Source organism: Enterococcus sp. HY326 (assembly GCF_026157065.1).
Lineage (GTDB): Bacteria > Bacillota > Bacilli > Lactobacillales > Enterococcaceae > HY326.
Map to the genome: position 1 here is coordinate 99,954 of NZ_JANLGQ010000007.1, position 24,606 is coordinate 124,559.

Sequence of the window (24,606 nt, forward strand, 5' to 3'; positions counted from 1 at the left end):
TCTAATTCACAAACCAAAATTGTTCCCCCTTAACTTCTTCCAAATCCTTCACAATATTCTTTTCTACTAATAAAGTACCGTCTGATTTGTTGTATAAGGAGAGATTCCCTTCTCTATCTTGTAACAACACTTCTTTTTCAGTAGTAAAAACGTGCTGTACATTTTTACCAAATGTCGTACCACCATATAAATAGGCCACCCCAGCATGTATTAAGACATCGTTGTCCCAGTCTTCAAATATTTGAACAACATTGCCCTTTCTATCTAGCAACTCATTTACATCGCTGTTCAAATTTGTATGGAAAAAATAATCAGCGCTTCGAGTATCTGGTCCGCTAAATGCTGGCCAAATGTATTGTTCTTCCCCAGCTTCTATTGTTGCGGTCACTTGACCTGATAGATCTATCAAACCACCTTCATCACCTGTAATAAACCCAAGTATGCCCTCTGGATTGGGTGAGGAAAGATAATCATACGTGGGTGCAATAATAACCTCACCGTTTTCATCCATCAATCCCCAGAGTCCATTCTCATCGGCAAAACTAAAATAGTTCTTATTTTCACTCGTTACCAAACCTGAACCCATGACATCACTAGCTTCAAAAGTTGTCGTAATGGAAAAATTTCCATCTAAAATTGTCCCAGTTCCCGTTTCTTCATCAAGAAACAATAAAAGAGATGTACCAAAACTTCCCGGTGAGGCACTCCCAGCAACAGAAGTGACATCATTTCCAGAAAAATCATAAACCTGTGATTCTCTATCAGAAGACAACATATAATGATTGTTATCAATAACATAAATTACGTAAGATGTATCATTTTCTAATTTAAAAATCTCATTTCCAGTCTTATCGATAAGTACCCTTTCTATCTCCTCATCATAGCTGTCCAACAATGTGTAGCCACCCCTGACAATCACACGATCATATTCAGGAGGGTAAATAATATCTAATTCTTGGTTCACTAGGCCATACATATTATCAGTTGTTTTAAAAGAAAAAACGTTTTGAGTATCTAAATTTTCACGAGAAGATGATGAAGATGATTCCGTCTCTTTATCGCTTGGTTCAACAGCTAGTTGTTCTTGAGATTCTATATCCTGATTAGTCTCAACTTGAGAGCAGGCACCCATTCCTATCACATTTAAAATTATTAACGAAATAAAAACAACGTGTAAAAGTCGTTTCTTGTTAAATAAAAAGTTTCCTCTTCTAATTTTAGTTAAGCTTAGTGGTATCCTCAGTCTCGCTATTAACTTCTGAGTCCATTTCTTAAGAAAAACCATATGAATCTTCTCCTTTTAATTTTGATAATAACCCAATAACAAAACTCATATCAGTTCGAAAAATTACACCCGTTATCTTAATTATACTGGAAAAATTAACTATATCAGTATATAGTGCGAATAATTTATGGTCTAAAAAATATTTTTTTACTTTTTCAACCAAAAAATTCTATCCGTTTGTTGGCAAGAACTATAAAGTGATGAATATATTTGAACTAAGATCTATTTATGGAAAGATGAGTCATTTAAAAGCGAGTCTTTTTCAGACGATTTTACTAGTTTAGCTTCCCTCAACAAAGTAGATTTCAAACTTCGTGGATACAATTTTTCACTTTCAATAAAAAAGAAGGACTTAAAAAGCCTTCTCTCTTCTTTCAACTGCAATACGATTAGCATTTTTCTTGATGCCTCTTTAAAATTCTTTCTGCTTTTGATTTAGTAGGTTATTCAACACACACAACCACAGATAGTTCATATTATCCTATCAACTTATATCACTTCAATCTGCAATTATCACAACCAAACATTGATTTAGAAACTCATACTCCAACCCTCACCTTCAAAAAATATCATTATTTATGATACGGCTCCCCTTTTATAATCCGAAAGCAGCGATAAATCTGTTCTACTAAGATTAAGCGCATCAATTGGTGGGGATAGGTCATTTTGCCAAATGAAATTTGGCTATTGCTTCTATTAAGAACTTCAGTGCTGAGGCCGAGGGAGCCGCCGATGATAAAAGTTAGCTGGCTTTTGCCTTGAATGCCGAGGTTTTCGATTTGTTTGGCGAAGGCTTCGCTAGTAGGATTTTGGCCGTTGATGGCGAGGGCAAAGACGTATTCGCTGTCTTTGACTTTGGCTAGGATACGCTGGCCTTCTTTTTCTTTGACTTGGACCATTTCTGCGACACTCAGGTTTTCCGGGGCTTTCTCATCGGGGACTTCAAGGATTTCAATTTTGCTGTATTTACTGAGGCGCTTAGTATATTCTTTGATTCCTTCTATTAAATATTTTTCTTTTAATTTTCCGACTGTGATGATTTTGATTTGCATGGGAGGGCTCCTTGCTTTAGATTTCCTCAATTTTAACATGAAATGCTGTCTTTTGAAGAAATCAGTTTATTGGTTGTATTTGAAGGTGAAAATTTATTTAAATGTGGACAAGTATGAAAGATTTCCACATTATTTGGGGATAACTTATTATTTTCCGGGGATATCTCTATTAAGAAAAAGTTTTATTTTTCATGTTTCGCTAAAACTTATCCACTTATCAACAGAATTGTGGATAAGTTTTGTGGGGATATCCCCAATTATCCGCCTAGTTATCCACAAAAACTGGGGATAACTTATTATTCAAATAAATCTAACTTTTTTCATCAATTGTAGCAAAAATTCCACGGCTTCTTCATTGAAAATTCAAATACTCTCAGTAGACTATAGGTATAGATTACGGGTATACTGAATGGACTACCCGATAAAGAAAATGGAGGATTAGGTTACCATGAGTGAAAACAATAATTACCAAAATTTTGATGATAATAATCAAACACCCAATCCAGGGAAAAAGAAGAAAAAATCTGGCGCTTCTGAAACATTGAAACGCTTTGGAATTGGTTTGGCGGGCGGACTTTTAGGGGCAGCTTTAATCGTCGGTGGCTACGCAGCGTTTAACAGTGGTTCAAATAATACCACGACAAACACCAATACAACATCTAACACATCTGGCACGACACAAGTCAGCAATGTCTCTGTTAATGTTAATTCTGATATTACCGATGCCGTCAGCAAAGTGCAAGATGCGATTGTTTCAGTTATTAATTACCAAGCCAGCACTTCAATGGATATGTTTGGCAACACGCAAACAGACAGTTCTGAATTGACTGAATACAGTGAAGGCTCCGGCGTTATCTACAATATTGACGGCGATACAGCTTATATCGTTACCAACAATCACGTTATCTCTGGTGCTGATAGTTTAAGCGTCTTATTATCTGATGGAACTTCTGTCGATGCAGAATTAGTCGGTACTGACGAATATTCCGACATCGCTGTTTTAAAAGTCAGCTCTGAAGGAATTGACACCACTGCCGAATTTGGCGATTCTGATGCACTAACGGTCGGCGAACCAGCGATTGCCATTGGTTCTCCATTAGGAACAGACTATGCCAACTCCGTTACTTCAGGAATTGTCTCTTCTTTAAATCGTGAAGTTCAAATTTCTACTGAAAACTCTAATGTTGTAACAAGCTATGCTATTCAAACAGATGCAGCAATCAACCCAGGGAACTCTGGTGGGGCTTTAGTCAATATTGAAGGCCAAGTAATCGGGATTAACTCCAGTAAAATTACTTCTACTTCAAGTGGTGAAAGCGTTGAAGGAATTGGTTTTGCGATTCCAAGTAACGATGTCGTAAAAATTATCAATCAATTAGTTGAAAACGGCGAAGTTACTCGTCCAGGGCTAGGTGTAAAGATGTACGACTTGTCGTTCTTCAGCTCACAACAACGGGAACAATACCTATCTAGTCTCCCTGAAGATGTGACTTCTGGTGCAGTGATTGCGTCGGTTGTCAGCGGCTCCCCTGCTGATGAAGCTGGCTTGCAACAATACGATGTCATCACCGCCATTGACGGCGAAGAAGTTACTTCAAGCAGCGACTTGAAGAGTAAATTGTATGATAAGAGCGTCGGCGATTCAATTACCGTGACCTACTACCGAGATGGTGAAGAACAAACTGTCACAGTCAATTTGACAATGACGACTTCCGATTTAAACACCGATAGTGGTAGCACAACGAATAGCAACTAATAACCAACAGGAAAAAAGGAGCAATCAGTTAATCTCAGCTGATTGCTCCTTTTTTTCATGTATTTTTCAACATCTCAGCCATTCGATTGGCTGAGGCCTTGCTGATCGGATAGATTTTGCGAATTTCAGCAGCAAAATCGGTTAGATAACAATATTTTCTTGAATCTGCTCCAAGTCAGTAATAATTATTTTACGATTTTGCAGCTCAATTGCGCCTAAATCCTTCAGCTGCTGCAGCATTCGGCTGACACTGCTAGCCGAGGTGATTCCGCAAAAGTGGGCAATTTCCTCATTGGTCACGACAAAATCAATTAAATAGCCGGCTGGAGTCTCAACGCCAAAGGTTTCATACAACTCATTAATTTGGGCGCAGACAGCCCCGAATTTGCCGTTCATCAGCATCTGCTGCATCTTTTTCATGGAAAATAAGAGCCGTTCCCGATAATAATCCTTCACATAATTTTGCAGTTCAAAACTTTGATTCACATCCTGCCAAAAACGCACCCGATCAATGCGATACAGTTCCGCCTGTGGTGACTCGATACGAATGTTAAAGGGCGCATCGGTAAACTGAGAATATTCATCCCGTAACAGTGAAACAATCTCGACAGTATTGATGTAGCGCCAATTAAATTCCCGTCCATCACGGGAAATAACGCTGGTTTTGATGACCCCATTTTTCAAAATATAAACAAAACGATCCTGCAATCCTTCATAGGTTAAATATTTTTTTCGATCCTTTATGACCACTGGAAATTCTTGGCTACTTAAATAATTTTTCAAGATGTGATTGTCCATCTGCTGACACGCTCCAATTAGGCAATAATTCTCCATTAATTTACCACTATTTAAGCGAAAGACCTAGCAAAAAACAACAACAAATGTTAATGCTTTTTGTTATCGTATTTTATTTACAACAAAGAACCGCAGCAAATCAGCTTTTTTTCTCCGTGGAAATTGCGTACGCTTAGCTCGTAAAATATTTATTTGCAGAAAATTTTCATTTGAGGAGCAGAATTGATGGAGGAAAAATTATTTAACAAAGGCTTTATCAGCATCACCATGATTAACTTTATTGTCTACCTTGTTTATTATTTATTGATGGTGATTATTGCCGTCATCGCCCAAGATAATTTGAATGCCAGCTTAGGTCAAGCTGGTTTAGCTTCTGGTATTTATATTATTGGAACACTATTGGCCCGCTTATTTATGGGAAAAAAATTGGAGCAATACGGCCGCAAAGCCGTCCTGCGTTATGGTGCCATTTTTTATTTGCTGACCACCATTGCTTATCTTTACATGCCGACTATCGGAATTTTATATCTCGTGCGTTTTTTGAATGGCTTTGGCTACGGAACAGTTTCAACCGCCACTAACGCCATTGTGACAGCCTATATTCCCATGAAAAAACGTGGTGAAGGAATTAATTATTATGGCTTGAGCACTAGCTTGGCCGCCGCCATTGGACCGTTTCTGGGAATGATTTTATTAAATACTACCAGCTTTTATACAATCATCCTCACTTCGATTGTGATGATTGCCGCTACTATGCTAGCCTGCTTTTTCTTCCCGGTAAAAAATATCAGCTTGTCAGCGTCGCAAAAAAAAGCTGCAGCCTCATGGAAGCTGGAGAGCTTTATTGAGAAGAAAGCCTTATTTATTTCTTTTGTTGCTTTCTTTATGGGCTTGGCCTATTCAAGCGTGCTTTCTTTTCTCTCTTCTTACGCACAAACGATTCATCTGGTGACCGCTAGCTCGTTTTTCTTTGTCGTCTACGCCTTAGTTATCACCGCCACTAGACCAATGTCTGGAAAAATTTTTGATGCCTACGGAGAAAATGCAGTGATTTACCCCAGCTATTTATTTCTGACGGCTGGTCTGGTGGTTTTAAGTCTCACTAGCTCTGCTTGGATGCTATTAGTGGCCGGCGCTTTGGTGGGCTTGGGTTATGGCACCTTTATGTCAAACGGGCAGGCCATTTGTTTAAAAATGGCCGATAGCCAAAGAATTGGGATTGCCCTGTCAACTTATTTTGTCGGCTTGGATTTAGGCCTAGGTGTTGGCCCCTACTTATTTGGTGAATTGCGCACTCTACTTTCCTTTCAAGGCATGTACCTCAGCGCTGCCGTTTTACCGCTTTTTTGTACCATCCTTTATAAGCTTTTTTACAAATCAGTACCCGCTACAGCAGACTCTGTGGAAGCTGCGCCCCTTGAAGATTTAATCGAAGTCGATGAAGAAATATAAATTGGAGTGAGAAAAATGAATGAAACCTACTTAGATACTTTCCAAAAAGCCATCGAAAAACTAGATGAAATTTGCCGACGCCTCGAACATATTGAAGAAAATACCCACCTTTTAGATAATCGCCAAAAGGAGCTGGACTCAGCTGTCATCCAGCTGCGCCGGGTTGTTGGCAATGATAATATTATTGGGTAAAGGTGGCTGCCAACAAAAGCGAATTACTTTTGTTGGTATTTTTTCTTACTAAAGAGAAAGCTATATAAGAGCAGAAAAAGCAGCTCTCCCCTGATAAAAAGGAAGAACTGCTTTTAAAAAAATCAACTACAATTTTTATTTCCCAACTGCAAAGGCTTCACCAACCACCGCATCAAAAGGCAATTCTAAAATGCCTTTTTTCTCTGGGGCATCTGGCAAATGCAATTCTTTGGCGGAGCAAATCATGCCAAAGCTTTCGACACCTCGCAAGACGCCTGGCCAAATTAATAGACCATCCGGCATCATTGCGCCGGGTTTGGCAACGACTACTTTTTGACCGGCTTTGACGTTGGGAGCGCCGCAGACAATTTGTAAAACTTCACCATCTCCGACTTCGGTTTGTGTGATGGACAAATGATCCGAGTCAGGGTGTTTTTTACTGCTCTTAACAAAGCCAACGACGATTTTTGGCTCATCATCTGCTGTCAATGTTTCCGTAAAGCCTGCTGCCATCAATAAGCTATTGAGTTTCATAATATCTTCATCCGTCAGAGAAACTTGGCCGTTTCCTTGAATCTCTAGATAATTTGAGATATTAAAAAAGTTCCAAGCTACAACTGTATCATCCGCTAATGTCACCCGAGCAACATCACCTTTTCTGATGACAAAATTTTCTTGGGCGTGGTCATCATTGACAATCACCAACAGCGTATCGCCAACATTTTCTTTATTGTATGCAAAAATCACAGGTTATTCCTCCAATTTAATCAAAATTCCATAGGTCAACATGCCCTATCATAACAAAAAACCCCAAGGAAGTCATGGGGTTTTCACAGTCCTCTAAGAATTCGCTTTTTCCTGATGGGTCGGTCTTACAACTAAGACATCACAGGGTGCTTCACGAATAATATAACTGGAAACACTACCCAGCATAAAACGCTCTACCGCATTTAAACCGGATTGGCCGACCATAATCAAATCAATTTGATATTTATTGGGCAATTGATGGGCCATCGCTTCTTTAGCTGAACCATAGGCTAAAATCCCTTCAACCTCTGTAACACCTGCTTTTTGAGCATAAGCTTTCGCTGCATCAATCAAGGACTTGGACTGATCAATTTCCGTCTCGACGACCGTTTCACTGATGGGCGCAAAGCCTATAAAGCTATAAGCCTTTTGGTCTAAGACATTGGCCACAAACAAAGCTGAGTGATTACGTTTGGCAACCTCAACGGCTTTTTCAAAGGCTTCCTGCGCCTGTTGACTGCCGTCAATTCCGACTAAAATGCGTTGATATTCTTGTTCCATGCGGGCACCTCATTTCCATTCATTCAAAACTAATTTTCGACGCTGGTAAGAAAGCTTTCAATCTCTTCTTTGGTTTTACGGGCCTTATTGACTAAACGGCCCTGCTCTTTGCCATCTTTAATCACCACAAAGCTGGGAATCCCAAAAATATTCCACTCTGCCGCAACATCAATATACTGGTCCCGGTCCACTTCAATAAAATTTAATTGGGGAAAATCCGCCTCAATTTCTGGCAGCTGTGGTTTAATAAAATGACAATCGCCACACCAACCGGCAGTAAAAAAGAAAACATTCTGGCCTTTTTCAACATAGCCAGCCAATTCCTCTAGAGATTTGGGAATAATCATACGCTTCATCCTTCCTCGTTTTGCTAACTTTATTATACACCTTTTAAATAACAAAGGAAAAGAAGACTCCTCCAGCAAAAATTGCTTGAGAACTCTTCTTTAAGTGAGCTATTTTCCATAAACAATGGTATTGACTGTTGATTTGTCCAAGCCCTTCAAGGTTTGAATCAACATTTCCCGAGCTGCATCAAAATCGGCAATGCTGAACATTGTTTGGTGGGTGTGAATGTAACGACCCACAACTCCGATGACCGTGCTTGGAATGCCTTCATTAGCTGTATGTGCTGCGCCAGCATCGGTGCCGCCTTTTGAGACAAAATATTGGTACGGAATCTTGTTGGTTTCAGCGGTATCTAAAAGATATTCCCGCAAACGAGGCAATTGAATCAAGCCGGGATCATAAATCCGCATCAAGGTGCCTTCGCCTAGATGACCGAATGTACCATTTTTCGTCATGATATCATCAGCCGCTGAGCAATCAACTGCAAAAAACAAATCAGGATTAAATTTCGTCACAGAAGGTTTTGAACCCCGCAAGCCAACTTCTTCTTGCACATTGGCGCCGGCGATTAAGGTGTGGCCCAGTTTTTCATCCTTCAAAGCTTCTAAAGCTTCTAAGACAACTGTGCAGCCATAGCGATTGTCCCAGGATTTAGAAATAATATTTTTACCGTTGGCAGTTTTGATTGTTTCCACCTGTGGCACGATGGAGTCCCCGGGCAGTACACCATAACTCAAGGCTTCTTCCCTTGAAGAAAAGCCAGCGTCAAACAACACATCAGCGACTTCCAATGATTTTTGACCGCCTGTCCCCCGTAATAAATGTGGCGGAATGGAAGAAGAAATGACTGGATAGTTGCCTTTGCGGGTTTTCAAAGTGAAGCGTTGTGCCGAAACAACGTAAGGATTCCAGCCACCTAAAGGCACCACTTTAAATAATCCATTGTCTTTGATTTCCGTCAGCATAAAGCCAACTTCGTCCATGTGGGCCGCAACCATGACCCGCGGCACATCTTTTTCTTCATGATGGCGAATACCAAACAGACCACCTAAACCGTCCTGTTGAATTTCGTCCACCAGACCTTCCATGTGTCCCCGTAAATAGTCACGGATATCATCTTCAAAACCTGAAGTCCCTTGTAATTCTGTTAATTCTTTGATTCTTTGATAAGTTTTTTCTTCCATAATTTGTTGACTGAAAATAAGTGAGTTGCCCAAACCACAATTTTCTTTTGTTGGCGGCTAATGCAATTTCAGTTCAGTTGATTTCCAGTCTCAAAGCCTCCTTAGAAAAATTTCGTCAAATCGATACGTGTCTATTATAGCGCAAGCAGCGCTAAAAATTGGGAACGATTAAGCAGATTTAATACCCTCCTAAAAAACTTCATTTATTTCTCATCTTTATTAGGCGGATTGACAATTTTTAATAAAAATTTTTCCTGCAAATTAGCATTTAGTTCTTTTCTGGGAAAGTCTATGGTAGAATAATGGTGAAGCTCTGGATTACCAAGCTTACATTTTAATCACTCAGAATGTATCAGAGAATGAAATCAAACACAGCAAACTATCCTGATTCCTGACGTTGAGAGGAGGAATTCCCTTGAATGAAGAAAATCAATTGAATTATTTTAAAGGCGGTTTGGCAGTTGGTGTCGGCTTCGGTCTAGTCAGCGGTGTCGCCTCAGCATTATGGTACAACAAAAAGAGAAGCATCACCCCCGACCAAGTTTTAGACAATGTAAAGCAGGCCTTTTTACAGGAAGGCCCGATTGAAGGCTCTTGGATTTCCTTTGAAAAACAACCCTCCAGAAAATTTGCCATCCGCTCAAAAAGCTACCACGGCGGAATTTCTCGCATTGAAGACGATCAGCTGGTCATCTACGAATTTATTGCCGATGCCTACACCGGCACTGTTTTGGATATTAAACGGATTATGGAATGATTTTAAACCACCTCAACGACTTTCACTAATAGTGAAGTGCTTGAGGTGGTTTTAGTTTACTCAAAAAAATTGTTCAACCATTGTTGTTATGTAAAATAAATAAGCTAAGACTTGCATTTTCAAACACAAGTCTCAGCTTATTTCATATCCTTTTACTTCGCCAACCGATAAATTGCATCTGCATAAATCGCAGTTGCTCTAAATAAATCATCCAAAGCCATGAATTCGTTAGCTTGATGCATGGTGTCCGTATAGCCAGGGAACATAGCGCCATAAGCAACGCCACGTTTTAGTAAACGGCCATAAGTTCCGCCGCCAATCACTTGCTCAAAGCCTTTTTGACCTGTATGATCTTCATACACTTGCAGCAAAGTTGCCACCAAAGGATCATCCATCGGCACGTAATGAGGTGCCATGTCGTGGGGGCGTTTTTCGATTTTAGTAATAGCCGCACCAAATTTTTCAGTTAAGACTGCTAATAAGCCGTCTGATGTTTGCCCTTGAGGATAACGAAAGTTCATATTGATAAAGTTTTCTTCTGAGCCAGCAGTGAAGGTAAAAAGGCCAGCATTCATAGTCAGCTTACCCATTTTAGCATCATCCATAGCAACACCTAATTTTTCACCATAAAAATCTTCATGTAGTGTTTCACCGGCTGCTTTTAAGAAGGCAGCCGCACCGGCTTCAAAATTATATCTAACTAAGAATTTAGCTAAGAAAGTTGCCGCATTAATCCCGCTTTGAGGGCTCGCACCGTGAGCACCTTTACCTGTTACATTTAACGTGATTTCAGTGCCTGAAACTACCGCTTCACCAGAAACTGGTTCTGCTTCTAAGTAGGCAGCAAAAGCACCGGCAATTGCTTCCTCAGAGCCTTTAGGAACCGTAATTTCAGCCGTGGCTGCACCCGCAACCATATTTTCCCGCAGACCTGATTGAAATGAATTTAAGACATATTCTGAGCCATTCGTTCCAGAAAAATAGGCCCGAATAGACACGTTGCCTTTTTCACCATTGATAATCGGGAATTCCGCATCCGGAGAGAAACCGAAATCAGGTGCTGTTTCCTGTTCGAAATAATAATCCATATCGCCCCAGCCGCTTTCTTCATCAGAACCGACTACGAAGCGAACTTTTTTAGACAATGGCAATTCTAAGTCTTTGATAATTTTTAGCGCATAATAAGCTGCCATGCTTGGGCCTTTATCATCGCTAGAACCACGGGCAAAAATTTTGTCCTCTTTAATAACTGGTTCGTACGGATTTGTATCCCAGCCATCTCCAGCCGGCACCACATCCATGTGACCAAAGATGCCTAATGTTTCTGCACCTTCGCCGTATTCAATATGGCCAGCGTAATTGTCAACATTTTTGACAACAAAGCCATCCCGTTCGCCGTAAGCCAACATATGTTTTAAAGCATCCCGGGGACCAGGTCCAAAGGGTGCATCCGCTGTTGCTTGGCTGTCATCTCGCTCACTGTTAATTCTTAAAAGGTTTTGCAAATCTTCAAGAAGGGCCTCTTTGCGGGCTTCCACTTCTTTTTTCCAATCAATTGTCATGATTTTTGCCTCCTAAAATTTAATCTTTTACCGACTGTCCAGTAATTTTACCGACAATCTGCAAAGCTCTCGCCTTTCATCTTACCATTATTCAAAGGAAAAGAAAAAGAAATCTCTTTCGTCGCAACAAGATTTTTCTGTAAAATTTTTTTAAGGGTATAATAAAGAAAAAAGATCTTTAAAAGGAGTTCGTATGCAAATTCAATCTGAAATTTTAGCTGAAGTCATCAAAAAAAGACCAGCTGATTCCCATAAAGGAACCTTTGGCCGCAGTGTCTTAATAGGCGGGGACCATCATTACGGCGGCGCTATAATTATGGCTGCCGCAGCCTGTATCAATAGCGGCAGCGGTCTGACCACCGTGGTGACGGACGAGAAAAACCACGCTCCTCTGCATGCCCGCTTGCCAGAAGCGATGGTGCTGAGTTTTACCGAAGAGGACTTGCTTAGAGAAACTTTACAGACGGCCGATGTAATTTTAATTGGTCCAGGGCTAGGCTTATCCGCCCAAAGTTTATCTCTGTTAACCTTAGTTTTGACGCAACAGCAAGAAAATCAATGGCTGATTGTTGACGGTTCTGCCATCACTTTGTTTGCTGAAGAACACTTAACCTTGCCTTATCCAAAGCAAACCATATTTACTCCCCACCAAATGGAGTGGCAACGGTTGAGCGGTCTTACTATCAACCAACAAACTCTGGAAAGTAGTCAAGAGGCCCGTGATCAATTAGGGGCTATCATTGTAGCTAAAAGCCACCGAACAACCATTTTTTCTGATAATCCGCCGCTAGAAAATCCATTGGGAACTCCCGCCATGGCGACTGGCGGCACCGGCGACACCTTAGCCGGCATCATCACAGGCTTTTTAGCCCAGTTTCCAAGAAATCCGCGAACCATTGCTGCTGCTGTTTACCTCCACAGCATGATTGCCGATGATTTGGCCGCAGATGCCTACGTCGTGCTACCGACACATATCAGCGAAGAATTGCCAAAGTATCTCAAGCGCTTTGAAAATTAGCCGCAAAAAAAGCCTTCACCATTTTCGTGAAGGCTTTAAAATTCATTTTAAAATTATAATACACGGACTGCAAAGCTTGGTGCATAGTAAGCAGTGCTAGTAATTTTCACAACATCACCAGTTTGTGGTGCATGTATAAATTGGCCACCGCCAAGGTAAATCCCAACGTGGTGGGTGCTACCACGAGAACCGAAGAATACTAGGTCTCCTGGTTGTGCTTCTGAGACAGAAATCACTGTTCCAGCGTATTCTTGAGAAGTTGTTACCCGACCGATACTGATACCAGCTGCATTAGAGTACACATAAGAAGTTAGACCTGAACAGTCAAAACCACTTGGAGTTGTGCCACCCCATACATATGGAGTACCTAAGAATTGTTGTGCATAGCTGACAATTGCACTTCTAACTGATGAAGTATCGCCAGTTGATGGAGCTGGAGTCGGAATTGGTGTTGGCGTTACTGTACCACCAGAGTTTCCACCATTACTATTTGGTGTGCTTCCGCCACCATTGCTACCGCCGTTATTGTCAACAGCAGGAGTATCATTTTGAGCTTCTTCTTGTTGTTGCGCTTCTAAAGCTGCCGCTGCAACACGTTCTTGTTCAGCAATCAAAGCTGCTGCTTCTGCTTCAGCTTGCGCTTTTTGTTCTTCTAAAGCTGCTTTATCACTTTCAGCAGTTGCTTGTTGTGCTGCTAAAGTTGTTGTTAATACGTTTAATTCAGCTTGTTTGTTGATTAAGTCGCCTTTTTGCGCTTCTAATTCAACTTGAGTAGCATTAACTTCTTCTTGCTTTTCAGCAACTTCTGTTTGCTTTTGCTCAACAGCTGCTTTATCTTCTTTTTGTTGGTTGACTAACTCGTTGTTCGCATTGACGATTGTCGTCATCGCTGTCACACGAGAAATCGCATCTGTTAATGATTCAGAGTTGATTACAGCATCGATGAAGTTTGTGCTGCTGCCGTTCACTTGTACGTCACGGGCTTGCTCTTGAATCGTAGCTTCCCGTTTTTCAATTCTTTCTTGTAAAGAAACAATTTCATTTTGTAATTGTTCAGCTTCTTCAGCTAAAGTTTTTTGTTGAGCCAATAACTCTTCAGCTTGACTGTTAATACTGTCAACATCTGCTTGAACGCTGCTGATTTGTGTTTGCAAATCTGATTGTTGGCTTTGTAATGAGTTGATTAAATCTTGCTGACTTTGGATTTGAGCATCGTAATCATCTGCTGATGCTGCGATTGGTGCAACAACTGATAATGCAATGGCACTTATTAATAGCCCTGATAAAACTTTCTTTTTCAAGTTGGTTCCCCCCGAGATGCTTTGTTCTTATTTTTAATATAGTTAAAATTCGTTTAAATTATTTGCTAAATTTAAGCACAAGGGCATTGTATCATAGCTATATGTCAGCGATATAAATATTATATTACAAAAATGTTTCATTAAAATAAAAAAGAAATTGCTTAACGACTAAGCAATTTCTTAAACGGCCAATTAAATAGAATGAAAAGTAAGATGTTTAATAATAACGTTGGACCCAAATATCTGGTGATGAAAAAGAGACTGCTGATAGTGGAAAATTGGAAAATCCACTGCACTAAAATTGAATATACTTCAAAAATTGTAATCAGTATTACCCAACCGAAAAATAACGTAAATATATTCGTATGGATAATATCTCCCATTGCATACATCAGGTATACCACTAGTGGAAAAGCGACTGCGTAGACACCAATCACTCCTATATAATAACTATCATAAACTAGCCCTAAAATCGTCATCGTAATCAACATATACCGCTTAGGAAAATAGTTACTGGCAATCAAGGCTGCTAAGAAAATAAAATGACTATTGGCTAAGTAAACTCCTCGACTAAGGGAGGTAATAAAACTTGTAATATGACTGTCAAGCAGCATCAAAATAAAGAGTAGGATGGGTAAATAATACACCGCATATTTTTTCACTGGCTACTCCCCTCCAACCGCCCGTTCGACAACTGTCACAACGGAAATATTGTAGAGGTCAGCACTTGGTGTAACATAAATTTGACTCGTTAAACCATCACTGTCTGCCACAATTTCAGCGACAGTTCCGATGACTAAATTAGCCGGCGAGTTGCCGCCAAGTCCTGAGGTTTGCACTAAATCACCAACAGCAATATCTGCCGTACCGGTTACTTGAGAAATCACCAGCTGATTTTTTTCGTTGTCATATGAACCTAAGACACCATAAGAAATTCCGGCAGTTTCACCGGTTGCTGTAATTTTAACAGGATAGTGGTTCGTCGTTTCATTATCAGTGGTCAATAATTCCACTTTTGATGTGTTGTCACTAACCTCAACGACACGACCGACGATGCCGTGTTGTGACATCACAGCCATATTTTTGGCAATGCCGTCATTGGAACCGACATCAATCACCAAATTGTCCTGCCACGCATCAGGCGAACGGGAAATCACATTGGCATTGACTGTATCATAATCAGACAAGGTATTCGTCAACTCTAACTGCTGCTGCAGGTCAGCAATTTGCTGCTCATAGTCAGAATTTTGTTGGACAACAGATTCATAGCTATCTAAAGTAGATTTTAAATTTTGATTTTCTTCATAGGTACTAAATAAATCCTGTAATGAAGCCACCCCATCTGTAATCCAGTTGACAGGCGCTGTTACAATGCTATCAGCAAAGCCAACCACATCATTCACCACAGATTGTGGGAAACTTGCTTCACTGTCTTCATCACGACTGGCAGCAGTCACACTAATCACCACGACCACCACAATCACAATAATTAAAATGATGATAATATTTTTATTGGGATTAAACTTCTTCACAAGGACACCTCGTACTTTTTTAAACTCGTAAGCCCAATTCTACCACTCTTTTTAGGCAAAAAAAAGCCGGACTAGCGGTCTTAAGTTAATTTTTATTTTTACTTGGGCTTTACTATTTCTATTGAAAAAGCTATGCTGAACCTAATTTCTTAAAAGAAGGCGCTTACTGAAAATGACTGCTTTAGACGAGCGGCTGATGTCTCAGCTACAAACAGCTTATCTCTCAGATTATGCAAATGGCCAAGCTACCTTATACTTTGATCCACAACCAGCCTACCATTTTCGAATGAATCTTTCCTATTATTTTCCCGGCGAAATCACAACAACTATTTAAAATAGAAGTACACTGATAGCACAAGAATTAATCAACGAAATTTTTTGTGCTTCGACAGAAATTTTTACCTTTGAATATCTCTATCAGAAAAAACAGTTGCGCCAATGGCTGTCCAAGAAAAAATTACGCACTGAAACATTTCGGCCGCTGCAATTTGAAGCCGGTACATTGCGAGCTACCAGCTTTTCCTTAACGACTCCACCAACGTTACTTTATAAATTAGCTAGAGCTTTAATCTATCAAGATTTTAAAGCTTTAAATGCCACTGTTTTACACTTAGAGCATCCGCTAATCTTTTTTGAACCTAACCGAAAAATTCTTTTGCACATTTATGATGATCGTGGCTGTGACGTCTTTTGCCAAAATCAAAAGGATTACCAGAAGCTACTCTCTAAATTCGGTACGTATGTGGACAGCTATACTAACACCATGCTAACGGGCGATTTTCGGGTTGAGGAAACGAAGTTTGGCTTGCAGTTTAAAAAAATGGAGGAAGATGCTGAGGATTAAACTATTAAATAGGGAATTTTTCTCACAGTAAGTTTCAGAGGAGAGCTGTGGAAACATTTTAGTAGTCAAATAAAAACCCAAGGGACAATCGGCAGCCGCTAATTGTCCCTCGATTGTTAATTTATTTTTTTAATCCCGACTTTGAATCACTGCAATCAGACCGGAATCAAATTCGCATTCAGCCGTGTCGCTGATAAATTCATTGCTGGCATAGGAGGTTGGCACGGAAACTTCAACATGATCTAAGAGATATTTACTATTTCTCAGAGTTAGATTGCTGACTGGCGTCAAGCAGCAATATGCTAGATAGTCAAAGCCGGCTTGCCGGTGAATTTCATGTTTTCCCGGCAACAAATAGCTGAGGTAATTCTGCTGATTTTTCAAGCAAATTTGCTGAGCATATTGTTGAAAGCGAGGCTCCGCTGCTAGCCAGAGATTCGCTAAGAAATGGTCGAGGCGTCCACCGATGGCTCCTAAAATCGTCACTTGAGCAGTCGGCCAACGGTTAAAAGTTTCCACTAGGGCCAGCTGGGTATCTGTGTCGTCTTTTTCGGCTTTGGCAGTTACCACTTCACCAGCTTCAGCAAAAATCCGCTGACGTTCCGCTTCCGTTGAAGAATCAAAATCCCCCACGGCTAAGCTGAGGGGCCAGCCTAGTTCAAGAATCGTTAAGGCTCCGTGGTCAACACCTACATAAATATCCGCTTGCGGCAAATTTTCCGGCCAGTCCGTCAAGTCACCACCAGCAATCATCAAAACTTCCATTTAGGCCAACGCTTCCTGCAAAGCTTTTAGGCGATCTGTCGGCACTTCGGCATCATAAATAAATGAGCCCGCCACGAAAACATTCGCCCCTGCTTCTTTACAGCGCTGAGCCGTTTCAGTATTGATGCCGCCATCCACTTCAATATCAAAATGCCAGTTATAATTTTCTCGAATTTCAATTAGCGCAGCAATTTTATTCAAGCTATCCTCAATAAAACTCTGTCCGCCAAAGCCAGGATTTACAGTCATAATCAAGACTTGATCCACCATATCTAGCACATGTTGGATAGCAGAAATCGGTGTACCAGGATTGATGACCACACCAGCCTTCACGCCAAAACTTTTAATCATCTGAACTGCTCGATGGATGTGGGGTGTAGATTCAGCGTGCACGGTAATAATATCAGAGCCGGCTTTTGCAAAAGCCTCAATAAAATTTTCTGGTTGCACAATCATCAAATGAACATCTAAAGGCAGCTTGGTCACCGGACGAATGGCCGAAACGATATTCGGTCCTAAAGTGATATTGGGTACAAATTGGCCATCCATCACATCAACATGAATGTAATCAGCGCCGGCTCGTTCTACTAGTTCAATGTCCCGTTGCAAATTGGCAAAATCAGCACTTAAAATTGAAGGAGCAATTTTCATCATCATTTAATAAATCCTCATTTCTTCTTTTTATAAACTGGGCGGCGGTTTTCAATCTCCGCCATAAACTGCAGATAATTTTGGTAGCGGCTCTCAGCGATTTCCCCGCTTTCGACTTCTCGTTTGACTTCACAGCCAGGCTCTTGGCTGTGGCGGCACTCACGGAAACGACAATGGGGCGCAGCCTTCACGAACTCAGGAAAATAACGGGGCAGCTCTTGCACGGTCATTTCTAAAAAATCAATCGAGCTAAAGCCCGGCGTGTCTGCGACAAGGCCATCATACAAGGGCAACAATTCCACATGACGGGTCGTGTGCTTTCCACGACCTAAGCTTTCCGAAATCTCAGCCGTCGCCAGTTGTAAATCTGGTGAAATCCGATTGAGCAATGTCGATTTCCCGGCACCAGATTGCCCCATGAAAACAGTCAGCATTTCCGGAAAAAGCCGTTCTAGCTCATTTAAATTATCCGGTTGAGCAGCGATGACTGTATACCCGATACCTTCATACAAAGCTTGCACCGTTTTAACTAAAGTCAGGTCCGTTAATATGTCGGTCTTCGTCAAATAAATAATTGGTTCAATATCTTTATTTTCCAGTGTGACTAAAAAGCGATCGACAAGATTATAAGAAAAATCCGGCTCCACCATGCTGGTGACAATCACGCCTTGGTCGACATTGGCCACCGGCGGCCGCACAAGCTCATTGTGTCGTGGCAAAATTTCTAAGAGGTAGCCATCTGTCAGATTTTCACTTTCAAAGACCACTTGATCTCCCACCAGCGGCGTAATCTTACGATTGCGAAAATTTCCCCGGCCTCGTGTTTGATACGTTTGTCCATCGGCATATACATAATAAAAACCACTTAGCGCTTTTCTGATTTGTCCTTTAATTCTCTTCCCCTCCTTCAATTCAATTAGCTTTGCTGTTCAGGCGTCTATTCCGTTTTATTTTAGCATACTTCAAAAGGCTTGGGGAATGAAAGAGGAAGCGACGCAGTGCATAAAAAATCGGCTAGTCGAAAAACTAGCCGATTAGTGAGAGCTTAAGAATCAGTTTCCAAAAATATTTTATTAATTATTATCAGAAGAACTCGTGGTTGAGCCTGTGGAGACGACTATCTGAACAGTTGAACCAACTTCAACTTCTGTTCTAGCGTTTGGACTCATACTAATTACTAAACCAGCCTCAACCGTTGTCGAGCTGGCAGTGGTTGTTGAGACAGTTAAACCGGCACCCTGTAGGTAACCTTCTGCATAACTTTGCGTCTTTCCAACTAAGTTTTCGAGAGTAACCGTTTCAGCGGGTTCAGGCCCTTGACTGACTGTCAGAGTAACAGAAGAACCACTGCGAACGGTGCTGCCAGAGCTTGGATTTTGGCTGATTACATTGCCGGACGCAACAGTATCGTTGTAGGCTTGCTCTTCATTGACAGTCAAGCCTAGCGCCTCTAATTCGCTTCGCGCTCTGGTTGCTGTCATCCCAGAATAATCTTCTAAAGTAATTTCTTCTGGCCCTGAGCTAACGTTTAGTGTAATCGTGTCAGCAGTTCCAATATTGACTTCTGTTCCGCTAGTTGGTGTTTGACTGATAACCGTGCCTTCTGCTACCGTGCTGCTTGGTGCATTGTTGCGGCTAATTTGTGATGAAGAAAACCCTAATTCCTCCAAAGCTGCGACGGCATCCTCATAGGTCATCCCTGCATAATTGCCAACCCTTGCCGTTTCAGGACCAGTACTGACTGTCAGTGTAACCGTAACGGATTCATCAGACGGATCAACTTCAGTTCCAGCATCCGGGGTTTGGGAAATCACATCCCCTTCATCCACGGTGGCACTAGAGTCCTCTTCCCGCTCAATCTGGGCAGACGTGAAGCCTAACTCTTCTAATGCAGCGACGGCTTCTTCGTACGTCATGCCGGAATAGTCGGCTAAGGTTTTCGTTGCACCCGTGCTGACGTAGAGGGTGACCTCGCGACCCGTTCGGACTTGGGCATCGGCTTCCGGATCTGTGCGCACCACTGAGCCAGCTTCGACCTCATCACTGCTGACTTCTTTGGTTTCTGAAGCGACTTCCAAGCCTAGATCTTCTAAAGTTGTGGTGGCTTCTGCGACCGTCTGTCCACTCACATCTGGTATGGTCACCGTTTCACCGCCGGAACCTAAGAAAAATAAAACGGCGCCAATCACGACTGCTAAAGCTAGAACGGAACCGATGATAATCGCTTTTCGTTTACTTTTTTTAGGTGGCGGTGTCGTTTCTTTTTTACTCGGCTGATCAGTATCCTCTGGAAAAGTCGGCATCGGCTGCGTGGCTGTCTGACCAATTGGCGTGTCCGACGTAACAGGTACTGCCATTGCAATCGTTGCTTGATCGTGAACCGCTGGCACCCAGCGGGGTTCATTTAAACGTTCAGGATTTAAGGCAGTCTGCAAATCTTCTTGCATTTCCTCAACTGTCTGATAACGATTTAGAGGATCTTTGGCCGTTGCGTGGAGCACGACATTTTCTAAAGACTGCGGCGTGTTGGAATTAAAATCACGAATTTCCGGCAGCTCATCTTGAAAGTGCTTTAAAGCAATCGTGACTGCTGATTCGCCGTCAAAAGGAACTTGTCCCGTCAGCATTTCATATAAAATAATCCCCATCGCATAGATATCTGATTGTTTGGTGGCCATGCTACCACGAGCTTGCTCAGGTGATAGATAATGAACCGAACCTAGCATGGTATTTGTCTGAGTAATAGACGTTTCAGATAAGGCAATCGCAATTCCAAAGTCGGTGATTTTGACAACCCCGTCTTCATCAATTAAAACATTTTGCGGTTTTAAATCCCGGTGAATAATGCGGTGCTCATGGGCCAAAGCTACCGCCGATAAAATTTGGTCCATAATATCGACGACTTTGCCGAAGGGAATTGGAAAATGGGTTTGGATATAACGTTTCAAATCCATCCCCCGCACAAATTCCATCACTAGATATTGTAGACCGTTATCCTCACCGACGTCATAGACGCTGACAATATTCGGATGTACCAGCTCAGTTGCAGCTAAGGCCTCCCGCTGAAAGCGACGAATCGCCGTTTGATCATTTTGAAAATCAAAACGCAAAACTTTGACAGCAACTTCACGATCTAAAATTAAATCTCTGGCTAAAAAAACATGCGCCATGCCACCACTACCAATGTTACCAATTATTTCATAGCGGCCGTTTAATTTACTGCCAATCTCAATCATTGGTTATCCTCCTTTAACTGAATAATCAATACCGTAATATTGTCCGCCCCGCCGGCTTCATTTGCGGCGGCGACTAATTGTTCTACTTTATCTGCTAAGCTTTTTTCTTGAAAGACAATTGCGGCAATCTCAGCTTCTGAAACCATATTGGTCAAGCCATCTGAACAGAGTAATAGATAATCGTCTGTCCGCCATTGATCAACAAAAATATCCACAGCAATCTGATTGGGCATGCCCACAGTGCGGGTCAAAATATTTTTATTGGGATGTTTTTCTGCCATCTCAGGAGTAATTTCACCTGATTTGACCAGCTCGTTGACCAGAGAATGGTCATCAGAAATTTGCGAAATTTCTTGATTCCGCAATAAATAAGCGCGGGAATCCCCGACGTTGGCGATGATGTATTGTTCCTCCAATATGACCGCCATCACAGCTGTGCTGCCCATGCCGTCATATTCAGGCTGCAATTCACCAATGTCATAGATTTTGTGATTGACCGCTTGAATGCTTTCTGTCAGCCATTCAGTAATCTCTTTGACCGTCAGGCTGGCATTTTCTTGCCAGGCGCTGCCGACTTCAGTCACAATCATTTGGCTGGCAACATCGCCGGCTAAATGACCACCCATCCCGTCTGCTAAAATTGCTAGCGGCAGGCCGACTTGATTTTCAAAGACATTTGCGGCATCTTGATTCATCCTTCTGCGCTTACCTACATCAGATTGAAAACGAATTTCCATCAAACTTTCCTCCATTGTCATTTCCCGCTAAAACACTTACCCCTTTTGCATGACGCAGATGAAAAAGCCATCGGTCATGGCATCCTGCGGATAAAGCTGGATACATTGGTTGACGATAAATTGTTGCATAAAGGGATTGGCGACTGGTTCAATTATTTTAAAATCCGGATGGTCCTCTAAAAACTTGGCAATTACCTGCTGATTTTCCTCTTGGGTAATCGTGCAAGTGCTATATGTTAGTATACCTGATTTCTTTAATGTTGGGGCAACACTGGCTAATATTTCTTGTTGAATGGCTGCCAATTTAAGAAAATCTTCCGGTTTTTTAGTGTATTTGATATCTGGTTTCCGACGCATCAAGCCTAAGCCAGAACAAGGAGCATCAACTAAAATCCTATCGAAGCTTTCTGCCAGAAAAGCTTCCTGCACTTTTCGAGCATCCAACTCTTTGGTGGTGATAACATCCTCCACCCGTAAACGGCGAGCATTGTCTTCTACTAATTTTAATTTATGCTGGTGAATGTCCAAGGCAATAATTTCGCCGCCAGCCCTCGCCTCTAAATAGGTTGCCATATGCGTAGTTTTGCCGCCAGGCGCAGCGCAGGCATCCAAAATTTTATGCTGCGGGGCAATTTTTAAAGTCGGTGCTACTAGCATCGAACTTTCATCTTGAATCGCCAATAGGCCATCACTAAATAATCCGCTAGCTGCTAAGCGCCCTTTTTGGCCAACTACACCAAAGGGCGAGACTTGGCTAGCACTCACCTCTAGGCCATCTTCTTCAAGGGATTGAATCGCTTCTTCTCGACTCAATACCCGTAAGTCAACCCGTCCGCTAGCTTTACTTGGAACTAAGAGGGATTCCCCAAGTTCCCGCGTTTTTGCTTCCCCCAACTGCTCTGTCAATTTTTCCACGAGCCAAAGAGGCATACTGATTTCAATTGATAAGCGTTCAAGAGGATTTTGAATCACTTGGGTATCCCGCAAGTCTTTACGCAAATAATTGCGCAAAACGCCATTAACAAACGTGGCAATGCCGTCATTGCCACGGGCCTTTGCAATTTCTACCGCTTCATTTAAGACAGCATGGTCAGGCACTTTATCTAATAAAGTCAGCTGATACGCCGATAACAATAATAAATTTTGGACCCACGGATCGATTTTTTTGGCCTTTTTAGTAAAAGGCTCAAGATAAAATTCTAGCAAAAGTTTGCGACTAATCGTGCCGTAAACAATTTCTGTTAAAAGGCCGCTGTCTTTGGGACCTAAATTCGCCTGTTTCATCACATCAGCTAAAAGCAGATTTGAATAAGCTCCGCCGGCAAATACTTTTTCCAAAGCCGTCAACGCCAGATAGCGAACAGAATATTTTATTTTATTGGGAATTTTTTTTGCCATCAGCCTAATAAATCTCCCTCTTGAACTTTTTGACCACTACCGTTGAGGAACTCTTGGATTTTCTGCTTGCCTTTGCCGGCTGGCTGCAGCTCATCTAAGGCTAACACGGTGCCGCCGCCACAGGCCACCCAAAGATTTTTTTTATCTTTTTTGATGATGGTGCCAGGCGTCGCATTCGTGGCTTCCGCTGTTAAAACAGTTGTTTGCCACAATTTCCAGCGGCTAGTGCCATCCATCGTAAAGGCGATGGGCCATGGTCGCAGTCCCCGCACTTTTTGGTCGACAGCTGTTGCGCTCAACTGCCAGTCAATCGCTTCTTGCTCTCTCGTGATATTTGGTGAGAAGGTTACTTCGGCTTCCTTCTGTGGTGTTGGCGTAATATTTCCCGCCAAAATCTCAGGTAACGTTGTCAGCAGCAGCTCTTTACCTAATAGGCTCAGCTTATCAAACATCGTGCCGACATCATCCTGCTGAGTGATGGGAATTTTTCCTTGGGCAAAAATTCCGCCGGCATCCATTTTTTTAATCATTTCCATAATGGTCACGCCAGTTTCTGAATCACCATTCATCACAGCGTAATGAACCGGCGCCCCACCACGATATTTCGGCAGTAAAGAAGCATGAACATTAATGGCTCCGTGAAGCGGCGCCTGTAAAATCGCCTCTGGTAAAAATTGACCAAAGGCAGCCGTCACAATCACATCTGGTTTTAAGGCAATAATTTCTGCCATCTCCGGTGAACCGGGAATTTTTTCCGGCTGCAAAACCTTCAAGTTATGGACTAAAGCCGCCGCTTTGACCGGTGGCGGTGTGATGGTTTTTTTACGGCCAACGGGGCGATCCGGCTGGGTCACCACTGCTTGAATCTCATAGCCGGCCTCAAGCAAGCCCTCTAAAATCGGCACCGAAAATGCCGGTGTCCCCATAAATACCACTTTAGTCATGCTGGTGTTCCTCCATATACTTTTCTAATTCAGCTTCGGGAATCGCTTCAATCTGCTTATCGATAAAAACTTTCCCCTGTAGATGGTCAACTTCATGCTGGATAATGCGGGCTAAATAATCAAAGGCCTCCATCTCCAGCTCGTCGCCTTCTCGGTCAAAATAAATCACGGTAATCTCTGTACTGCGCTTAACGGTGCCGTATTTTCCCGGCAGACTAAGACAGCCTTCGACATCAATGTCTTCACCGCTACGCTTGATAATTTTCGGGTTAATCAACTCAATGACTTCCCCTTCGTCTGCCTCAACGATGGCTATCTGCAGGTTCACCCCAACTTGCGGTGCTGAAAGACCGACGCCATCGTGGGCCACCATGGTTTCTTGCATATTATCTAATAATTCCACCAGCTCATCTGTGATGACTTTGACTGGCTCGGCCATTCTTTTCAAACGATAATCCGGATATAAAATAATCGGTAACCGCATGTCTC

At 41.9% G+C, this 24,606-nt stretch carries 26 protein-coding genes; 7 read left to right on the top strand and 19 right to left on the bottom strand.

Annotated features, from left to right (window positions below):
* Position 1 precedes the first annotated feature (1 nt).
* Together ORH16_RS16335 and rlmH are read right to left on the bottom strand one after the other, a co-directional pair.
* Complete coding sequence (locus ORH16_RS16335) at positions 2-1,285, bottom strand: WG repeat-containing protein (RefSeq protein WP_265459951.1); 1,284 nt, start codon at positions 1,283-1,285, stop codon at positions 2-4.
* Positions 1,286-1,857: 572 nt separating this feature from the next.
* Positions 1,858-2,337 (bottom strand): 23S rRNA (pseudouridine(1915)-N(3))-methyltransferase RlmH, encoded by a 480-nt coding sequence (rlmH, locus tag ORH16_RS16340; protein ID WP_265459952.1) that lies wholly within the window; start codon positions 2,335-2,337, stop codon positions 1,858-1,860.
* A gap of 448 nt (positions 2,338-2,785) precedes the next feature.
* Here rlmH and ORH16_RS16345 point away from each other — a divergent pair, with 448 nt between their 5' ends.
* A complete protein-coding gene (locus ORH16_RS16345; RefSeq protein ID WP_265459953.1) occupies positions 2,786-4,093 on the top strand; it encodes a S1C family serine protease in 1,308 nt (435 codons plus the stop codon).
* Between the two features lie 141 nt (positions 4,094-4,234).
* Here the strand turns inward: ORH16_RS16345 and ORH16_RS16350 are convergent, their stop codons facing one another.
* Complete coding sequence (locus tag ORH16_RS16350) at positions 4,235-4,891, bottom strand: Crp/Fnr family transcriptional regulator (protein ID WP_265459989.1); 657 nt, start codon at positions 4,889-4,891, stop codon at positions 4,235-4,237.
* Between the two features lie 222 nt (positions 4,892-5,113).
* Between ORH16_RS16350 and ORH16_RS16355 the strand changes: the two genes are divergently transcribed.
* Together ORH16_RS16355 and ORH16_RS16360 are read left to right on the top strand one after the other, a co-directional pair.
* Positions 5,114-6,340 (top strand): MFS transporter, encoded by a 1,227-nt coding sequence (locus ORH16_RS16355; RefSeq protein ID WP_265459954.1) that lies wholly within the window; start codon positions 5,114-5,116, stop codon positions 6,338-6,340.
* Between the two features lie 15 nt (positions 6,341-6,355).
* The gene (locus tag ORH16_RS16360) at positions 6,356-6,532 is read left to right on the top strand and encodes a hypothetical protein (protein ID WP_265459955.1); all 177 of its coding nucleotides are present in this window, start codon (positions 6,356-6,358) and stop codon (positions 6,530-6,532) included.
* Positions 6,533-6,667: 135 nt separating this feature from the next.
* On the opposite strand, the gene ytpR is transcribed toward ORH16_RS16360, so the two are convergent.
* The 4 genes from ytpR to pepA all read right to left on the bottom strand — a co-directional run bounded on the left by ytpR (position 6,668) and on the right by pepA (position 9,372).
* A complete protein-coding gene (gene ytpR / locus ORH16_RS16365) occupies positions 6,668-7,279 on the bottom strand; it encodes a YtpR family tRNA-binding protein (RefSeq protein WP_265459956.1) in 612 nt (203 codons plus the stop codon).
* 93 nt (positions 7,280-7,372) lie between these two features.
* Complete coding sequence (locus ORH16_RS16370; RefSeq protein ID WP_265459957.1) at positions 7,373-7,840, bottom strand: universal stress protein; 468 nt, start codon at positions 7,838-7,840, stop codon at positions 7,373-7,375.
* 29 nt (positions 7,841-7,869) lie between these two features.
* Positions 7,870-8,187, bottom strand: coding sequence for a thioredoxin family protein (locus tag ORH16_RS16375; RefSeq protein ID WP_265459990.1), 318 nt, complete (start codon positions 8,185-8,187; stop codon positions 7,870-7,872).
* A gap of 108 nt (positions 8,188-8,295) precedes the next feature.
* Entirely contained in the window at positions 8,296-9,372 is a 1,077-nt protein-coding gene (gene pepA, locus ORH16_RS16380) for a glutamyl aminopeptidase (protein WP_265459958.1), read from the bottom strand.
* A 415-nt stretch (positions 9,373-9,787) separates the two neighbouring features.
* Here pepA and ORH16_RS16385 point away from each other — a divergent pair, with 415 nt between their 5' ends.
* The gene (locus ORH16_RS16385; protein ID WP_265459959.1) at positions 9,788-10,129 is read left to right on the top strand and encodes a PepSY domain-containing protein; all 342 of its coding nucleotides are present in this window, start codon (positions 9,788-9,790) and stop codon (positions 10,127-10,129) included.
* 152 nt (positions 10,130-10,281) lie between these two features.
* Here the strand turns inward: ORH16_RS16385 and pepV are convergent, their stop codons facing one another.
* Positions 10,282-11,691 (bottom strand): dipeptidase PepV, encoded by a 1,410-nt coding sequence (gene pepV / locus ORH16_RS16390; protein ID WP_265459960.1) that lies wholly within the window; start codon positions 11,689-11,691, stop codon positions 10,282-10,284.
* A gap of 193 nt (positions 11,692-11,884) precedes the next feature.
* Between pepV and ORH16_RS16395 the strand changes: the two genes are divergently transcribed.
* Positions 11,885-12,709, top strand: coding sequence for an NAD(P)H-hydrate dehydratase (locus ORH16_RS16395; protein ID WP_265459961.1), 825 nt, complete (start codon positions 11,885-11,887; stop codon positions 12,707-12,709).
* Positions 12,710-12,762: 53 nt separating this feature from the next.
* On the opposite strand, the gene ORH16_RS16400 is transcribed toward ORH16_RS16395, so the two are convergent.
* The 3 genes from ORH16_RS16400 to mreC all read right to left on the bottom strand — a co-directional run bounded on the left by ORH16_RS16400 (position 12,763) and on the right by mreC (position 15,542).
* Positions 12,763-14,010 (bottom strand): NlpC/P60 family protein, encoded by a 1,248-nt coding sequence (locus tag ORH16_RS16400; protein ID WP_265459962.1) that lies wholly within the window; start codon positions 14,008-14,010, stop codon positions 12,763-12,765.
* 161 nt (positions 14,011-14,171) lie between these two features.
* Positions 14,172-14,672, bottom strand: a complete 501-nt coding sequence (gene mreD / locus ORH16_RS16405) for a rod shape-determining protein MreD (RefSeq protein WP_265459963.1) — start codon at positions 14,670-14,672, stop codon at positions 14,172-14,174.
* Between the two features lie 3 nt (positions 14,673-14,675).
* Positions 14,676-15,542 (bottom strand): rod shape-determining protein MreC, encoded by an 867-nt coding sequence (gene mreC / locus ORH16_RS16410; RefSeq protein ID WP_265459964.1) that lies wholly within the window; start codon positions 15,540-15,542, stop codon positions 14,676-14,678.
* Between the two features lie 172 nt (positions 15,543-15,714).
* Here mreC and ORH16_RS16415 point away from each other — a divergent pair, with 172 nt between their 5' ends.
* Both ORH16_RS16415 and ORH16_RS16420 read left to right on the top strand, forming a co-directional pair.
* Positions 15,715-15,876, top strand: coding sequence for a hypothetical protein (locus tag ORH16_RS16415; RefSeq protein WP_265459966.1), 162 nt, complete (start codon positions 15,715-15,717; stop codon positions 15,874-15,876).
* Between the two features lie 96 nt (positions 15,877-15,972).
* Positions 15,973-16,386 (top strand): DUF3885 domain-containing protein, encoded by a 414-nt coding sequence (locus ORH16_RS16420; protein WP_265459967.1) that lies wholly within the window; start codon positions 15,973-15,975, stop codon positions 16,384-16,386.
* A gap of 129 nt (positions 16,387-16,515) precedes the next feature.
* Here the strand turns inward: ORH16_RS16420 and ORH16_RS16425 are convergent, their stop codons facing one another.
* The 8 genes from ORH16_RS16425 to def form a co-directional block, all read right to left on the bottom strand.
* Positions 16,516-17,151, bottom strand: a complete 636-nt coding sequence (locus tag ORH16_RS16425; RefSeq protein ID WP_265459968.1) for a thiamine diphosphokinase — start codon at positions 17,149-17,151, stop codon at positions 16,516-16,518.
* Positions 17,152-17,802: a ribulose-phosphate 3-epimerase gene (rpe, locus tag ORH16_RS16430; protein WP_265459991.1), complete on the bottom strand. Its 651-nt coding sequence runs from the start codon at positions 17,800-17,802 to the stop codon at positions 17,152-17,154.
* Positions 17,803-17,819: 17 nt separating this feature from the next.
* A complete protein-coding gene (gene rsgA, locus ORH16_RS16435; RefSeq protein WP_265459969.1) occupies positions 17,820-18,713 on the bottom strand; it encodes a ribosome small subunit-dependent GTPase A in 894 nt (297 codons plus the stop codon).
* Between the two features lie 162 nt (positions 18,714-18,875).
* A complete protein-coding gene (pknB, locus tag ORH16_RS16440; protein WP_265459970.1) occupies positions 18,876-21,038 on the bottom strand; it encodes a Stk1 family PASTA domain-containing Ser/Thr kinase in 2,163 nt (720 codons plus the stop codon).
* Positions 21,035-21,775, bottom strand: a complete 741-nt coding sequence (locus ORH16_RS16445) for a Stp1/IreP family PP2C-type Ser/Thr phosphatase (protein WP_265459971.1) — start codon at positions 21,773-21,775, stop codon at positions 21,035-21,037. Before ORH16_RS16445 ends, pknB begins: the two co-directional genes overlap by 4 nt.
* Before the next feature lie 36 nt (positions 21,776-21,811).
* Positions 21,812-23,173 (bottom strand): 16S rRNA (cytosine(967)-C(5))-methyltransferase RsmB, encoded by a 1,362-nt coding sequence (gene rsmB / locus ORH16_RS16450; protein WP_265459973.1) that lies wholly within the window; start codon positions 23,171-23,173, stop codon positions 21,812-21,814.
* A complete protein-coding gene (gene fmt / locus ORH16_RS16455) occupies positions 23,173-24,117 on the bottom strand; it encodes a methionyl-tRNA formyltransferase (protein WP_265459974.1) in 945 nt (314 codons plus the stop codon). The genes rsmB and fmt overlap by 1 nt, the downstream gene beginning before the upstream one ends.
* The gene (def, locus tag ORH16_RS16460; RefSeq protein ID WP_265459975.1) at positions 24,110-24,601 is read right to left on the bottom strand and encodes a peptide deformylase; all 492 of its coding nucleotides are present in this window, start codon (positions 24,599-24,601) and stop codon (positions 24,110-24,112) included. The genes fmt and def overlap by 8 nt, the downstream gene beginning before the upstream one ends.
* Between the last annotated feature and the right edge of the window lie 5 nt (positions 24,602-24,606).